This window comes from Pseudomonas sp. NFACC02 (assembly GCF_900110765.1).
Classification (GTDB): domain Bacteria; phylum Pseudomonadota; class Gammaproteobacteria; order Pseudomonadales; family Pseudomonadaceae; genus Aquipseudomonas.
Genome location: NZ_FOEO01000049.1, coordinates 1 through 15,803, shown reverse-complemented (window position 1 = coordinate 15,803; position 15,803 = coordinate 1). Strand labels below are relative to the sequence as shown.

Sequence of the window (15,803 nt, the reverse complement as noted above, 5' to 3'; positions counted from 1 at the left end):
AACCAAACCAAGGCTCCGAAAAGAAGCGCCGGGCGAGTCATTTCGAGCGTTTTTTGCACGGATAGCCCGAAGAATGGGCAACAGCGCATGATCCGTGAACCAAAATGGGATTTTTTGCATCGCGTTTGTTCAGCTTGCGCACCATTATGGAGCTTAGCCAGTCATGTGTGAGTTATCAGAAAAAAGGCAGGATGCTGCTCTTCTTCTCAGGAGGCTTGTCCTTGACAGGGCACTCGGGACGCACGCCGTAATCGTCGGTCTTGCAGGGTTGGGCAAGACGCTTCTGAGCCAGGGAAATTCGCATCACGTGGAATGGCTGATTAGGGGTTCGTTCCGCCACCCTTCCGAACTCGTCAACGATTTCGACCGACAGTTGATGTGTCCCACGATCCAGGTTGGCCAGAGGAAACACCGGGCTGCGACTGGCTCCGCCGTAAACCTTGCTGTCCACTAGCAGGCGGTATGTGTGACCAGGCTGAAGCTCAGGGTCGTTGGTGACGGTCACGATCAGGTTGCCCTGAATATCGCGAATCGTGCTGTCGGGCTCTGGCGCCAGAATGCGTAGCAACTGATAGCGAAACAAAGGGGCGGGCTTGTCTTTGGCGTTCGATGCCTGACTGGGTTTCTTCGGCGCGGCCTTGATCTGATTGCTGGGGGCGATGTCGACCTTTTTGGCATTGCGTCGCGGTTGATCGGTGAATACCCGGTTACCCTCGGCGTCGATGTAGGTATAAACCTCGGCCACCGCCGAGTGGCCGATGAGCATCAACAGTGCAATGAGCGCGCATTGCAGCCAGGTGGCTTTACGGTCTGCCGACATGGACTCGCTGCACTGTGAGGGTGATCGTCTGGCTTTGCTGGATCAACTCGTCGCCCTGCAGGACCTGTACGGCAAGGCTGTGCTCGCCGCGGTCGAGCTCCATCACTTGCAGGCGCGGGATGTTGGTGGGCTGCCCGTAAGGCCTGCCATCGATCACAAGTTGCAGCAGGTGACCCGATTGCAGGCGCGGTTGTATTGCGACGCCGACCGTAAAGGTACCGTTATTGGCGCGCAGCGCTTCACCATCCGGCAGGTCGGTCAGTTCCAGCACGGAATAGGCCGCTGTGTTTTCCGGTGCCTGGCTCTGGTTTTGTGGCGCACTTGTGGTAGCGGGCGCCGGTGCAACGGTCGGTACGCTGTTGAGCGGGGGCAACTCGACCGTCTCGGACCGGGTGCCGTTTGGGGGCTGGTTGCTGTAGGCCGTATTGCCGTCGGCGTCGGTGTACTTGTAGATCTGCGCAACGGCGGGCATGACCACTATCAGCAGCAGAAGGGCGAGGCTTCGACGCATGAACACTCCAATGACGACGGCAAGGTCAACAACAGGTCGCAAGGCGCTACTGTGACAGCGGCAGGCCCGGGGTGCCAGCATAGAACACGACCAATTCGACCGCTCGCGCTGCGGTTACTCCGCGGTGCTGCTGGTCGACCATCTCAGGCAGCACGTCTCCGGCTTTCAACATTATCGACTTGCCGCCCTCTCGGGTTTCCACCTTGAGTTCGCCGGATACCACGTAGGCGGCGTTCGGCATCGGATGCTGATGCCAATTAAGGGCCGTGTTGGCGGGGATCCTGATTTTGAGCACGGTCAGCTCCGGCGTTCCAGACGGGTACGCGACGTAAGGCGTGCCATCCCATGAGCGGCTGCTTTTGAGCAGTACGCTGGATTCGACGGCGGGGGCTTTTGTGGGCTCGGTGTTGTGGGCAGTGGCGCATCCACTGAGCAGCATCGTGGGGGCTAACAGGTAAGCCGCTGCGTTTCTGAGCATGGGGCGATCCTTGCGAAGGTTGTGATGAGAGCCAGCAAGGGTGTCAGGAACGGTTTTTCCATCTGCGGTACATATTTATAGTCAACACATCGCGCAATAAAAAAGGCCTCCCGAAGGAGGCCTCTCTTTCACGCAGCCAGGCTTGCGCGACTGGATCAGCAGCTGTAGTACAGCTCGTATTCCAGTGGGTGTACGAAGGTACGTACCTTGATTTCTTCTTCCGATTTCAGCGCGATGTAAGCGTCGATGAAGTCATCGCTGAATACGCCGCCTTTGGTCAGGAATGCGCGGCCCTTGTCCAGCTCTTCCAGGGCTTCTTTCAGGCTGCCGCAAACTTGTGGGATCTCTGCTGCTTCTTCTGGCGGCAGGTCGTACAGGTTTTTGTCGGCTGCATCGCCAGGGTGGATCTTGTTCTGGATGCCGTCCAGGCCAGCCATCAGCAGAGCGGCGAACGCCAGGTATGGGTTAGCCGATGGATCCGGGAAGCGTGCTTCGATACGACGGCCGCGTGGGCTGGAAACGTAAGGAATACGGATCGAAGCGGAACGGTTGCGAGCCGAGTAGGCCAGCATCACCGGTGCTTCAAAACCTGGGACCAGACGCTTGTAGGAGTTGGTCGAAGGGTTGGTGAAGCCGTTCAGCGCCTTACCGTGCTTGATGATACCGCCGATGAAGTACAGAGCGGTGTCGGACAGCCCGGCATAACCTTCGCCTGCGAAGGTGTTCTTGCCATCTTTGGCGATGGACATGTGTACGTGCATACCCGAGCCGTTGTCGCCGTACAGAGGCTTAGGCATGAAGGTGGCGGTGCGGCCGTAAGCGTCGGCAACGTTGTGTACCACGTATTTCAGGGTCTGAACTTCGTCAGCCTTCTTGACCAGCGTGTTGAATTTCACGCCGATTTCGTTCTGGCCAGCGGTTGCCACTTCGTGGTGGTGAACTTCGACGACCTGACCCATTTCTTCCAGGGCGTTGCACATTGCGGTGCGGATTTCGTGGTCGTGGTCGAACGGTGGAACAGGGAAGTAGCCGCCTTTGATACCTGGACGGTGGCCCTTGTTACCGCCTTCGATATCAGCGTCGGACATCCACGAACCTTGTTCGGAGAAGATCTTGAACATGGAGCCGGAGATGTCGGATTTGAACTTCACTTCGTCGAAGATGAAGAATTCTGGCTCTGGACCGGCGAATACGGTGTCACCGATACCGGTGGACTTCAGGTATTCCTCGGCGCGGTGAGCGATTGCGCGTGGGTCGCGGTCGTAACCTTGCATGGTCGAAGGTTCGATGATGTCGCAAACCAGGATCAGGGTCGGCTCTTCGGTGAACGGGTCCAGAACGGCGGTTTCGTCGTCCGGCAGCAGGATCATGTCGGAGGCTTCGATGCCTTTCCAGCCAGAGATGGAGGAACCGTCGAACATTTTGCCGACTTCGAAGAAATCGTCTTCCAGCGCATCGCGAGCTGGCATGGTCACGTGGTGCTGAGTGCCTTTGGTGTCCGTGAAGCGCAGATCAATCCACTTAACGTCATGATCTTTGATGAGTTGAACCGACTTCGACATGTTGTCCTCCGGGGTGGATTAGGGCTGGATAGTTGTTGGCCCTTTAATTTGGGTGATGCCGGGCGCGATAGTCGGCCAAGGCAACCTGCCTCACAAGGGAGCAATTTGCATGCCAGTGCCCTGTGTTGGGTTTTCTGCGGAAAACAACCGGTTTTAGGGCGAAAAACGTCGCATATGTGAAAACTGGCGCACTGAATCGGTGCGCTAGAATTGTATACAGTCACTTTTTGGTGCGCTGATGATTGGCTGTACGATAACTGGTTAAACCTTGAGCAATTTCCGCTATAATCCGCGCCCCCCTTTTTCGACCGGCACCTCGCGCGCTGTTTTCATGAAACTAATCGTCAAAGTTTTCCCGGAAATCACTATCAAAAGCCGGCCTGTGCGCAAGCGCTTCATCAAGCAGCTGGCCAAAAACATCCGTACCGTGCTCCGTGATCTGGACCCGGCACTGGTGGTCGATGGCGTGTGGGACAACCTCGAGGTCGAAACGAAGGTCCAGGATTCCAGGATCCTCCATGAAATGACCGAACGCCTGAGCTGTATGCCCGGCATCGCCCATTTCCTGCAGGTCGATCAGTACCCGCTGGGTGACATGGATGACATCTACGAGAAGTGCAGGCTGCACTTCGGTGATGCCCTGCCTGGCAAGATTTTTTCAGTGCGCTGCAAGCGCGCCGGTCATCACGACTTCAGCTCCATGGATGTCGAGAAGTACGTGGGCAGCAAACTGCGTCGCGAATGCGGTGCGGCAGGTATCTCCCTGAAAGCGCCGGAAGTCGAGGTGCGCCTCGAGATTCGCGATCAGCGCCTGTTCGTGATTCACAGCCAGCACAACAGCATCGGCGGGTATCCGCTGGGCTCGCTGGAGCAGACGCTGGTGCTGATGTCGGGTGGTTTCGACTCCACCGTTGCGGCGTATCAGGTGATGCGTCGCGGCCTGATGAGCCATTTCTGCTTTTTCAATCTGGGCGGCAGAGCCCATGAGCTGGGCGTGATGGAAGTTGCGCACTTCATCTGGAAGAAGTACGGCAGTTCGCAGCGGGTGCTGTTCATCAGCGTACCGTTCGAGGAAGTTCTGGGAGAAATTCTCGGAAAAGTCGATAACAGTCATATGGGCGTAGTATTGAAGCGTATGATGTTGCGCGCTGCGACCCATATGGCCGACAGGCTGGAAATCGACGCGCTGGTGACCGGGGAAGCGATTTCCCAGGTGTCCAGCCAGACATTGCCTAACCTGTCGGTTATCGATTGCGTGACTGAAAAGCTGGTTCTGCGCCCGCTGATCGCCAGTCACAAGCAGGACATCATCGACCTGGCCGACGAGATCGGCACCGGCGATTTTGCCCGCCACATGCCGGAATATTGCGGTGTGATCTCGGTCAATCCAAAGACCGCGGCCAAACGCCACCGCGTCGAGCATGAAGAAAAAGAATTCGACATGGCAGTCCTCGAGCGTGCGCTCGAAAACGCCCGTCTGGTGCCCATCGATCGCGTGATCGAGGAGTTGGGTCAGGATGTTCAGGTCGAAGAAGTCAGTCAGGCTCTGGCCGGACAGGTGGTCATCGACATCCGGCACCCGGATGAAGCCGAAGACCGTCCGCTGGAACTGTCGGGCGTTGAAGTACAAACGCTGCCGTTCTTTGCACTGAACAGCCGTTTCAAGGAACTGGATCACACGCGCCAGTACCTGCTGTATTGCGACAAAGGCGTCATGAGTCGCCTGCATGCTCATCATTTGCTCAGTGAGGGGCATGCCAATGTGCGCGTTTATCGACCGAGCTAAGTGCCCGGGGCTGTTTGCCTGTGGCTTGCGTCACCGGCCCCCCGACACCAGTCGTCAGCCGTAACGGCTTTAGCCGGTTCTACTGTTCATAGCTGCCTACACTAAGCAGCTGACCGAATCCTCTGATCGAGATACACAAGTGATCGAAAATCTACGCAACATCGCCATCATTGCTCACGTTGACCACGGTAAAACCACCCTCGTCGACAAGCTTTTGCGCCAGTCCGGCACCCTTGAGCGCAACGAGCTCAACGACGAACGCGTGATGGACTCCAACGACCAGGAAAAAGAGCGCGGTATTACCATTCTCGCGAAGAACACCGCGATCAACTGGAATGGCTACCACATCAACATCGTTGACACCCCGGGCCACGCCGACTTCGGCGGTGAAGTAGAGCGCGTGATGTCGATGGTTGACTCCGTTCTGCTGCTGGTCGACGCTCAAGACGGCCCTATGCCGCAAACCCGTTTCGTGACCAAGAAGGCGTTCGAAGCCGGCCTGCGTCCAATCGTGGTCATCAACAAGGTTGACCGTCCGGGCGCGCGTCCTGACTGGGTTCTGGACCAGATCTTCGATCTGTTCGACAACCTGGGGGCTACCGAAGAGCAACTGGACTTCCAGGTCGTCTACGCCTCTGCCATCAACGGCATCGCAGGTCTGGACCACACCGACATGGCCGAAGACATGACTCCGCTGTACCAGGCGGTCGTCGATCACGTCCCGCCGCCGAAAGTCGACCGTGACGGTCCTTTCCAGATGCAGATTTCGGCACTGGACTACAACAGCTTCCTGGGCGTCATCGGTGTTGGCCGTATCGCTCGCGGTCGCGTCAAGCCAAACACCCCGGTGGTGGCGATCAGCGCTGACGGCAAGCGTCGCAACGGTCGTATCCTCAAGCTGATGGGTCACCACGGCCTGCACCGCATCGACGTTGAAGAAGCAGCTGCCGGCGACATCGTCTGCATCAGCGGCTTCGAAGAGCTGTTCATCTCCGACACCCTGTGCGACCCGACTGTCGTTGAAGCGATGAAGCCGTTGACCGTTGACGAGCCGACCGTTTCCATGACCTTCCAGGTCAACGACTCGCCATTCTGCGGTAAGGAAGGCAAGTTCGTGACGTCCCGTAACATCAAGGACCGTCTGGACAAAGAGCTGCTGTACAACGTTGCACTGCGCGTTGAAGAAGGCGACTCGGCTGACAAGTTCAAGGTTTCCGGCCGTGGTGAGCTGCACCTGTCGGTACTGATCGAAACCATGCGTCGCGAAGGCTTCGAGCTGGCCCTGGGCCGTCCTGAAGTGATCATCCGTGAAGTTGACGGCGTGAAGCAGGAACCGTACGAAAACGTGACCATCGACATCCCTGAAGAAGCTCAGGGCAAGGTCATGGAAGAGATGGGTCTGCGTAAAGGCGACCTGAGCAACATGGTGCCGGATGGCAAGGGCCGTGTGCGTCTGGAATACAACATCCCTGCTCGTGGTCTGATCGGTTTCCGTAACCAGTTCCTGACCCTGACCAACGGTGCTGGCATCCTGACCTCGATCTTCGATCGCTACGACACCGTGAAGTCGGGCCACATGTCTGGCCGTCAGAACGGCGTACTGGTTTCGGTTGAAACCGGTAAGGCACTGACCTACTCGCTGGAAACCCTGCAGGCGCGTGGCAAGCTGTTCGTTGAACACGGTCAGGAAATCTACAACGGTCAGATCGTTGGCCAGAACAGCCGTGACAACGACCTGGGCGTCAACCCTACCAAGGGCAAGAAGCTCGACAACATGCGTGCTTCGGGTAAAGACGAAACCATCGCTCTGGTCCCACCTGTTCGCTTCACCCTGGAACAGGCGCTGGAATACATCCAGGAAGACGAGCTGTGTGAAGTTACGCCTAAGTCGATCCGTCTTCGCAAGAAGATCCTCGACGAAAGCGAGCGTACCCGCGCTGCCAAGAAAGCCAAGGCGTAACTAGCCCCGGCTGAACGAAAACGCCCCCGGTCGAAAGGCCGGGGGCGTTTTTGTTTGTGTCGTAGATGTGAAAGTGTGGAGATTTCTGCGGGATCGAGCTTGCTCGCGAAGGCGTAGGACAACCCGCTGCATATCGGGTGTCTGATGAATCCTTTTCGCGAGCAAGCTCGCTCCCACCATTTTGTTTCGATCCAGCGCGATCAGAACTTCAACGGCACCCGGCCCGAGTTCGAACTCAGCGTCCCGCTCGACTCGCGTACGACTTCCTTGGGCTTGTAGGCGCAATAGCCGGGGCGCGGGCCGATCCTGGGGTGGTTGCGGCAGGTGTCGGGGCGTTTGTCGTAAATGGTGCACAAACGGCTTTTGCGATCCAGATACAGGCAGTCGTTGTTGCTCATGCGCTGGAGGGTGAAAATCCCGGACTTCTGATTGAAGCGCTCGACGATCCCCTCCTTCTGCAATCGCTTGGCGATGTTCTTCGGGTTGTCTCCCAGCTCGAACTCGTCGACGACGCCGATACGAATCAGGTCCTTGATCTTCGCTTCCACCGGCAACGTGCAGCAACTGGATATGCAGCCTCCACACATATGGCTGGAGTATTTCTGCCAGGTCTCGAGACGGTCGATTTCTGCAGCGGCGATCAAGGTGGGTTTCATGGCGTTGTGCTTCCGGGTGTATCGGGCGCGCGATCATACCGGGCCGCGCCCATTTCCCCTACCGCAAAATGATCGATGCGACTGTCGGCGAACAGCGGACGGTGGCATGGCTTCGCAATGCAGCGCGTGTGGAGCGCCCGCTTGCAGGGTTTACGAACCGAGTACCGAGCTCGCCAACGCCTCGATCTGCTCCTGCCGCTCGGTCTGGTCGAGCTTGGGATGCGGGTTCAGCGATGACCACTGCGGATGAGCTCGCGCCTTGTGCAGCGCATCGGGCAGTTTGCCTTCCCGCCAGGTTTTGTCCTGTGGCGTATCCAGCTTGATGCTGTCCATTGCCGCATGACCCCGTGCCTCCAGCGCCATCAACAGCTGGCGTTGACGCAAAGCCAGCAGACGCAGGACTGCATCGTCGACCGTCAGTTCTCGACGGCCCTTCAGCTTGCCCAGCAAGCGGCCGCCATAACTGCGGGCAGTCTGCAGCGCGCCGCCGGCAATGGCGCCCACTAGCGCCGCGGCACCGAGGGTGATGCCGCCCACCAACAAGTCCACGCCTGCACCTGCCGCCGCCCCGGCAGCAATGCCACCGCCCACCCGTACGCCCAGCAGTTTCAGCGTTTCGGGATTGAACAGGTCATCCCCCCAGCGCCCGTCCAGCAGTGGGAGATCACTGGCAGACGCGTCTTCCCGCCGGAACGCATACAGCTTGAGCAACGCCTCGACGCAACGCTGTTCGCGCTGGCGCACGGCTTTACGCACGTCGTCGATGGCTGACTGCACCTGATCCGACGTCGTCGCGACGCTGCGGCGGCAGGCTGCGCAATCCAGCAGCAGCTCGGCGATAAGCCGCGCTGCGCTGTGGCGGCGGACCTCACGTTGTGCCTGTTGATCGGCGATCAACCGTTCCAACTGACTGCGCGAGGTTTCCAGCAGCAACGCTAGGCTTTCGTACAACCGCCGCTCGCCGTCTTCCGGAGGTGCCACGCTGTCAAAGCGCACCAGTGCGTGCAAACCGAGTCGAGCCAGGGCTTCCCGCCAGTCAGGTTCGCGATGCCGGGAGCTGCTGACGAAATTGAGCACCGGCAACAGGGGCTTGCCGCAACTGGCGAGCACGGCGAGTTCGTCGCGGTATTTGGCAAGCACCGGCTCACGGGCGTCGATCACGTACAGGCCGGCGTCCGACGCCAGCAGTTGGCGCAACACCTTGGCTTCCTGTTCAAAACGCTGCCGGGCCTCGCTGCCCTCCAGAAAACGCGCCAGGCGAGCGGGGCCGTCGAGGCGTTCACCGGGGCGGTCAAGACGCTCCAGGAAGTCGAGCAGGGCGATGGCGTCTTCCAGGCCAGGTGTGTCGTACAGCTCCAGCAGCGCTTCGCCATCGACCGACAATCGCGCGCCTTCCACGTGGCGTGTCGTGCTCGGTCGGTGCGAGACTTCGCCAAATCCGACATCACGGGTCAGCGTGCGCAGTAACGAGGTTTTGCCCACATTGGTGTGGCCGACCACTGCCAGCTTGAGTGGCCGGCGCGCGTCTCGATCAGTCATGTCCGGTCTCCAGCCAGGTCAGTGGCGCGCTGTCAGCCCACTTCAGCTCCAGTTGCTGCAGCGCCTGATGCCAATCGCCAAGACGGTCGGCATCCAGCGCCTGCCCCGTCGGCGCAGGCAGTAACCAGATACGCGTTGAGGCCGCGCACCGTGCCAGCTCGGCAATCAGTGCAAGACTGCCTCGATCGGGCGAGCGGCGCGGGTCGCAGGCGATGGCCAATCGCGCCGGCGGATAACGGGTCAACTGGTCGAGCAGGATTTTGCGGGATTCGCGGCTGTCGAGAATACCGGCATCGGCCACGGTTTTTGGCAGGGTCGGCGGCCAGGGACGTTGATCGTCGAGTTCGACCGCGACCAGCAGCGCACCTTCGCTCTCGAGGCTCGGTGTGCCGGTTTGGACGTGATGCAATTGCGCGGGGGCTGCGTCGTTGACGCCAAGGCGTTCGCTGCTTGGCATCAAGCGCTCCCGCAGTTCGGCGAAACCGGGCTGGCTGAGGTCCAGCGTCAACTGCTTGCGGCCCGCGCGCCAACGGACGTAGCACATCAGCGTCAGGAGCAAACGCGGCAGGATGCCGTACACCACCAGCACGCCGACCAGCCACGCGGCCCACGCCTGTCGGGCGTTTTCGATGGTTTGTGCGCTGTCGCCACTGGCCCGGATCATGTTTTCTGTGGGCACGCTGAAGCCGAGCAGAGACGGCAGGGTGCCCAGGCTCTGAGTCAGGCTGACAAAGGTGTCGCTGCCCAGAATCGTGGTTTCCCAGACGAAACCGTAGCGCCGGGTTGCCATGAGCAATAACAGGAGCGCGAGGGCGCTGATCAGTGCCAGCAACCAGAGGCCGTTGACGCAGGTGCCCAGCACCCAGCGGTTCAGGCGTTTGCGTTGCAGCAGCAATATCAGAGCCGGGGCCAGTTGCGCCGCTTGAGCGTCACGGGCGAGTTTTTCGCTGAGCCATAACCAGAGGCGACCGAGGCTGGCCGCGCTCCCGCCCGTGAAGATCAGGCCGAGTGCCCAACTGATCAGCAGGATCAGATTCAAGCCGAGCAGGCTGCCCAGCGCCCAGAACACATTGACCGGCGTTTGTCCGTCACCCAACGCAGCGAACGCCAGGCCCGCACCGCTGACGACAGCGAATACGGCCAGCACGATCAGCGAAAGCCGGGCGCCTTGTTTCCAGTGGTGCAAGGCCGCGAGCATGCCGTCGCGTTCGGCGAGCGACAGGGCGCGGTGCTTGATGCGAGTCAGCAAGTCACCCGCGCTGGCGCGGGCACGGCGATTGGCCTCGTTGTCCTCCAGCGGGCCCGCGTGTTGCTCACGCAAACGCACGGCTTCGGTCAGCCACAGTTCATCAAGTGGGGTCAGTGCAGTCACACAGTATCTCGTTGGTGGAGTCAGCAGTGAGCATAACCGTTGTGGCCGCAATCGCGCACAGCGGCAGGGTTGGCGTCTCTTGGACAACCGCAATCGCGAGCAAGCTCACCGCTTGCAGTCTCGCTCATCAGTTTGGAGGTGCGAGCTTGCTCGCGAAGCTTTCTTTCACGCATTGCGACACCGCGATCAGTGCCAGACTACGAATCAATTCGTAGCCTCTGCTATCCTCGCCACCATGAAAAAACATCTCCCTCTCAGCCTGATTGCCGCCCTCGGTGAAAACCGGGTCATCGGCGTCGACAACTCCATGCCCTGGCATTTGCCGGGGGATTTCAAGTACTTCAAAGCGACCACCCTGGGCAAGCCGATCATCATGGGACGCAAGACCTGGGATTCTCTGGGCCGCCCGCTCCCCGGTCGATTGAACATCGTCGTGACCCGCCAGGCCGGCCTTCAGCTTGAAGGCGCCGAGGTGTTCACTTCGCTGGAAGCTGCCGTACAGCGCGCCGAGGAATGGGCGAACGAACAGGGCGTTGGCGAAGTGATGTTGATTGGTGGCGCACAACTCTATGCGCAAGGGCTGGCGCAGGCTGATCGCCTGTACCTGACACGCGTGGCGTTGAGTCCCGAGGGTGATGCCTGGTTTCCGGAATTCGATCTGGCGCAGTGGAAACGGGTTTCCGACACGCCAAATCCGGCGCTGGATGACAAGCCTGCGTACAGCTTCGAGGTTTGGGAGCGGGGCTGATATCCCAATGATCCGGATGCGGCTAAGTTCAAGCGCGCTCCTACAAAGGAATGCGATCACCTGTAGGAGCGTGGCTTGTCCCGCGATCTGCCGGGGACCGGCAGCAAAAGCCTTCTCCTCGGCTTATCAGAAAAACCGCGTTCGCCGGGTTTACTGCCGCTTCGCGCCAGATCGCGGGACAAGCCACGCTCCTACAACGTTACGGATACACTAATCTCCGCAGCTGTCACAAATATGTCGTTTTCATGTCATCTGTCGCGGATGGTTATCAACGTGACGCCATCAGAACGAACACGGTCGCTGACGCATTAAAACAGTAATGGCTTTTTGTTACGGTCCAGCCTCGAACTGATAAAAGGGGGGGACACCGTTATGAAGCTCGCACCAAAACTGTTGGCCGCTGCGCTCTGTCTGGGCCTTGCCGGGCAGGCCTTGTCCACGGAGCTCAAGCACTGGCCCGAGCCTGCGGCCAAGCAGTTGAACGCCATGATTGCCGCGAATGCCAATAAAGGTAACTTCGCCGTCTTCGACATGGACAACACCAGCTACCGCTATGATCTGGAAGAGTCGCTGCTTCCGTTCATGGAAAACAAAGGGCTGATCACGCGCGAAAAACTCGATCCTTCCCTCAAGCTCATCCCGTTCAAAGACACCGCTGAGCACAAGGAAAGCCTGTTCAGCTATTACTACCGCCTTTGCGAAATCGACGACATGGTCTGCTATCCATGGGTCGCGCAGGTGTTCTCCGGCTTTACCTTGAAAGAGCTCAAAGGTTATGTGGACGAGCTGATGGCGTCCGGCAAGCCGGTTCCGAGCACCTATTACGAAGGTGATGTTGTCAAAACCATCGAGGTCCAGCCGCCGAAGGTCTTCACCGGCCAGGCTGAGCTGTACAACAAGCTGATGGAGAATGGCATCGAGGTCTACGTCATGACCGCCGCGTCCGAAGAGCTCGTGCGCATGGTCGCGTCCGATCCCAAGTATGGCTACAACGTCAAACCGCAGAACGTCATCGGGGTGACGACGCTGCTGAAGAATCGCGACACCGGCGAACTGACCACCGCGCGCAAGCAGATCACGGCCGGCAAGTACGACGAGAAGGCCAACCTTGGCCTGGAACTCACGCCGTACCTGTGGACGCCAGCCACCTGGATGGCCGGCAAGCAGGCGGCGATCCTGACGTACATCGATCAGTGGAAAAAACCGGTACTGGTCGGTGGCGACACGCCCACGAGCGACGGCTACATGCTGTTTCACAGCGTCGACGTCAACAAAGGTGGCATCCACTTGTGGGTCAACCGCAAGGACAAGTACATGACCCAGCTCAACGGCATGATCAAGACCAACGCCGAGGCCCAGGCCAAAGAAGGCCTGCCGGTGACGGCGGACAAGAACTGGGTGATCGTCAAGCCGGACGAGATTCAGTAATACAGCGCGCTCCGCTCCTGAACCTGCGGCGCAATAAAAAGCCCGGCATCGCTGCCGGGCTTTTCATTTATTCGCTGAGCTGAACGCCGATCACGGCACCAGTTTTTCCAGCAAGGCTTTGTCACGCACAGCGCCTTTATCGGCACTGGTCGCCAGCAGGGCGTACGCCTTGAGGGCAGTGGTGACCTTGCGAGGACGGGTTTCGGCGGGTTTCCAGCCTTTTTTGTCCTGCTCGGCACGGCGCTCGGCCATTTCCGCGTCGTCGATCAACAGGTTGATCGAGCGGTTTGGAATGTCGATCAACACCTTGTCACCATCGCGTACCAGACCGATTGCACCGCCAGCGGCCGCTTCCGGAGAAGCATGACCGATGGACAGACCCGATGTGCCACCCGAGAAACGGCCGTCGGTCAGCAGCGCACAGGCTTTGCCCAGCCCCTTGGATTTCAGATACGACGTCGGGTAGAGCATTTCCTGCATGCCCGGACCGCCTTTCGGGCCCTCGTAACGGATGATCACGATGTCGCCCGCTTTGACTTCGTCAGCGAGGATGCCGCGAACGGCGCTGTCCTGGCTCTCGAAGATCTTTGCGTTGCCTTCGAACACGTGGATCGACTCGTCCACGCCCGCGGTTTTCACCACGCAACCGTCCAGCGCGATGTTGCCGTACAGCACGGCCAGCCCGCCTTCTTGCGAATAGGCGTGCTCGACACTGCGGATACAGCCGTTTTCACGGTCGTCGTCCAGGGTGTCCCAGCGGGTCGACTGGCTGAACGCGGTTTGCGTCGGGATACCGGCCGGGCCGGCCTTGAAGAAGTGATGAACCGCTTCGTCGTCGGTCTGGGTGATGTCCCACTTGGCGATCGCTTCCTCCATGGATTTTGCGTGGACGGTCGGCAGGTCGGTGTGCAGCAGGCCGCCACGGGCCAGCGAACCGAGAATGCTGAAGATACCGCCCGCGCGGTGTACATCTTCCATGTGGTACTTCTGGATGTTCGGCGCGACTTTGCACAATTGCGGCACGCGACGCGACAGTCTGTCGATGTCACGCAGGTCGAATTCGACTTCGGCTTCCTGAGCGGCGGCCAGCAAGTGCAGGATGGTGTTGGTCGAGCCGCCCATCGCGATGTCCAGCGTCATGGCGTTTTCAAAGGCCTTGAAGTTGGCGATGTTACGCGGCAGTACCGAGTCATCGTTGTCGCGGTAATAGGTTTTGCACAGCTCGACGATGGTGCGGCCCGCCTGCAGGAACAGTTGCTCGCGGTCACTGTGCGTGGCCAGGGTCGAACCGTTGCCCGGCAATGCCAGACCCAGCGCTTCTGTCAGGCAGTTCATCGAGTTGGCGGTGAACATGCCGGAGCACGAACCGCACGTCGGGCAAGCGCTGCGCTCGTATTCGGCGACCTTTTCATCGGAAGCGGTTGAGTCGGCCGCGATGACCATGGCGTCGACCAGATCCAGCCCGTGGCTGGCGAGCTTGGTCTTGCCCGCTTCCATCGGGCCACCCGATACGAAGATGACCGGGATGTTCAGACGCAGGGCCGCCATCAGCATGCCGGGGGTGATCTTGTCGCAGTTGGAGATGCAGACGATGGCGTCGGCGCAGTGGGCGTTGACCATGTACTCGACCGAGTCGGCAATGATCTCGCGGCTCGGCAGCGAGTACAGCATGCCGTCATGGCCCATGGCGATGCCGTCATCCACGGCGATGGTGTTGAATTCCTTGGCGACGCCGCCTGCTTTTTCAATCTCGCGGGCGACCAGTTGGCCCAGATCCTTGAGGTGTACGTGCCCCGGTACGAACTGGGTAAACGAGTTGGCGATGGCGATGATCGGCTTCTTGAAGTCTTCGTCCTTCATGCCCGTGGCACGCCACAAAGCACGCGCGCCGGCCATATTGCGGCCGTGGGTGGACGTTTTCGAACGGTAATCAGGCATTGGAGCACTCCGGCTAATCAGCTAATAAGGAAGGGAGTGAGCTTCTAGTGACGTCGGATGCAAAAGGCAGTGACCGGATGCAGCGAAGAAACCGAACGACACGGGATCACCGTACGCTCAGCCTGAGCTCATAAACCCGCCGGGGATGACTGGCGATGAATAGCGCTGATTCTACACCTGTGGCGGCGGGAGGGAATGGGCAAGCGACCTTGTGGCTTACACAGATCCCCGTCGGCGAGTGGCTTGTCCGTTATGAATCGATAGGCGGCCTCAGAGCCAGATCGCGTCCCAAAGGGGGTAGTCATGTACCCGCCGCACTAGCCCTGCCCTGACCGGGTTCATGACAATGTAGCGGGCGATCGCCTGCAGATCCTCCTCTCTTCTGACCGCCCGGTCGTGATATCCCCTCTGCCAAAGACGATGACAGTTTCCCGTTGCATCGTTGAATGTCCGAACGGTTCGCGATTTGGTTTTGCACATCAAAACGGGGAGATGCACATTCTGGAGTTCTACGAGCCAATGAAAATGGTCTGGCATGACCACCCAGGCTAACGATCTCACTGCTCCTTCTTCTTCTGCCCGTCGAAAAGCATTCACAAGCAACCGACCCATCTGCCAGTCACCGAAAAACGGTGAGCGATTCAGTGTGACGCTGGTTAGAAGATAAATGCCTCCGCTTTCGGAGTAACGCCCAAAGCGCAGGCGATTGCCGCCGGGTGAGATCTCAGACATTCCGTTGCCCTCGTCAATCAAAGTTGAGGATAACGTTAGCGGCTGGAAATCGACGGGCTAGCGAAATTGTGTGTCAGAAAAAAAGCCAGCCTGTAGCGAGGCTTGTCCCGCGATCTGCCGGGAGCCGGCAGCAAACCCGGCGATTGCGGCATGTCAGGAAGAATGGGTTCACAGGCATTACTGTTGCTGCGCAACAGATCGCGGGACAAGCCACGCTCCTACAAGGCTCGCCATAGGGCTGGCGAGTGTTCGGCAAAACAGCCGAAGTGAATT

Annotated in this window: 13 protein-coding genes; 4 read left to right on the top strand and 9 right to left on the bottom strand. The window is 59.3% G+C overall.

The window, feature by feature from the left end; all coding sequences use genetic code 11:
- Nucleotides 1-175 precede the first annotated feature (175 nt).
- The 4 genes from BMY73_RS24565 to glnA form a co-directional block, all read right to left on the bottom strand.
- Entirely contained in the window at nt 176-820 is a 645-nt protein-coding gene (locus BMY73_RS24565; RefSeq protein WP_092410394.1) for a DUF4124 domain-containing protein, read from the bottom strand.
- On the bottom strand, nt 804-1,331 hold the full coding sequence (locus BMY73_RS24560) for a DUF4124 domain-containing protein (RefSeq protein ID WP_062385600.1): 528 nt from the start codon (nt 1,329-1,331) through the stop codon (nt 804-806). The genes BMY73_RS24565 and BMY73_RS24560 overlap by 17 nt, the downstream gene beginning before the upstream one ends.
- 46 nt (nt 1,332-1,377) lie before the next feature.
- Entirely contained in the window at nt 1,378-1,770 is a 393-nt protein-coding gene (locus BMY73_RS24555) for a cupin domain-containing protein (RefSeq protein WP_238591755.1), read from the bottom strand.
- 194 nt (nt 1,771-1,964) lie between these two features.
- Nucleotides 1,965-3,371, bottom strand: a complete 1,407-nt coding sequence (gene glnA, locus BMY73_RS24550; protein WP_062385596.1) for a glutamate--ammonia ligase — start codon at nt 3,369-3,371, stop codon at nt 1,965-1,967.
- A gap of 331 nt (nt 3,372-3,702) precedes the next feature.
- Here glnA and thiI point away from each other — a divergent pair, with 331 nt between their 5' ends.
- Together thiI and typA are read left to right on the top strand one after the other, a co-directional pair.
- Nucleotides 3,703-5,157 carry a tRNA uracil 4-sulfurtransferase ThiI gene (gene thiI / locus BMY73_RS24540; RefSeq protein WP_092410392.1) on the top strand — a complete coding sequence of 485 codons (1,455 nt, stop codon included), beginning with the start codon at nt 3,703-3,705 and terminating at the stop codon, nt 5,155-5,157.
- A gap of 139 nt (nt 5,158-5,296) precedes the next feature.
- Nucleotides 5,297-7,117, top strand: a complete 1,821-nt coding sequence (typA, locus tag BMY73_RS24535; protein WP_092410390.1) for a translational GTPase TypA — start codon at nt 5,297-5,299, stop codon at nt 7,115-7,117.
- 200 nt (nt 7,118-7,317) lie between these two features.
- Here the strand turns inward: typA and BMY73_RS24530 are convergent, their stop codons facing one another.
- The 3 genes from BMY73_RS24530 to BMY73_RS24520 all read right to left on the bottom strand — a co-directional run bounded on the left by BMY73_RS24530 (nt 7,318) and on the right by BMY73_RS24520 (nt 10,684).
- Nucleotides 7,318-7,773: a YkgJ family cysteine cluster protein gene (locus BMY73_RS24530; RefSeq protein ID WP_062385591.1), complete on the bottom strand. Its 456-nt coding sequence runs from the start codon at nt 7,771-7,773 to the stop codon at nt 7,318-7,320.
- A 150-nt stretch (nt 7,774-7,923) separates the two neighbouring features.
- Nucleotides 7,924-9,312 (bottom strand): GTPase/DUF3482 domain-containing protein, encoded by a 1,389-nt coding sequence (locus BMY73_RS24525; protein ID WP_062385589.1) that lies wholly within the window; start codon nt 9,310-9,312, stop codon nt 7,924-7,926.
- Nucleotides 9,305-10,684: a DUF2868 domain-containing protein gene (locus BMY73_RS24520; protein ID WP_092410389.1), complete on the bottom strand. Its 1,380-nt coding sequence runs from the start codon at nt 10,682-10,684 to the stop codon at nt 9,305-9,307. Before BMY73_RS24520 ends, BMY73_RS24525 begins: the two co-directional genes overlap by 8 nt.
- Nucleotides 10,685-10,919: 235 nt before the next feature.
- Here BMY73_RS24520 and BMY73_RS24515 point away from each other — a divergent pair, with 235 nt between their 5' ends.
- Nucleotides 10,920-11,432: a dihydrofolate reductase gene (locus BMY73_RS24515; protein ID WP_092410387.1), complete on the top strand. Its 513-nt coding sequence runs from the start codon at nt 10,920-10,922 to the stop codon at nt 11,430-11,432.
- Nucleotides 11,433-11,804: 372 nt separating this feature from the next.
- On the top strand, nt 11,805-12,860 hold the full coding sequence (locus tag BMY73_RS24510) for an HAD family hydrolase (protein ID WP_092410385.1): 1,056 nt from the start codon (nt 11,805-11,807) through the stop codon (nt 12,858-12,860).
- A gap of 90 nt (nt 12,861-12,950) precedes the next feature.
- Here BMY73_RS24510 and ilvD read toward each other — a convergent pair whose 3' ends face one another.
- Entirely contained in the window at nt 12,951-14,798 is a 1,848-nt protein-coding gene (gene ilvD / locus BMY73_RS24505) for a dihydroxy-acid dehydratase (protein WP_092410383.1), read from the bottom strand.
- A gap of 270 nt (nt 14,799-15,068) precedes the next feature.
- The gene (locus tag BMY73_RS24500) at nt 15,069-15,530 is read right to left on the bottom strand and encodes an REP-associated tyrosine transposase (protein ID WP_092410381.1); all 462 of its coding nucleotides are present in this window, start codon (nt 15,528-15,530) and stop codon (nt 15,069-15,071) included.
- Nucleotides 15,531-15,803: the final 273 nt, after the last annotated feature.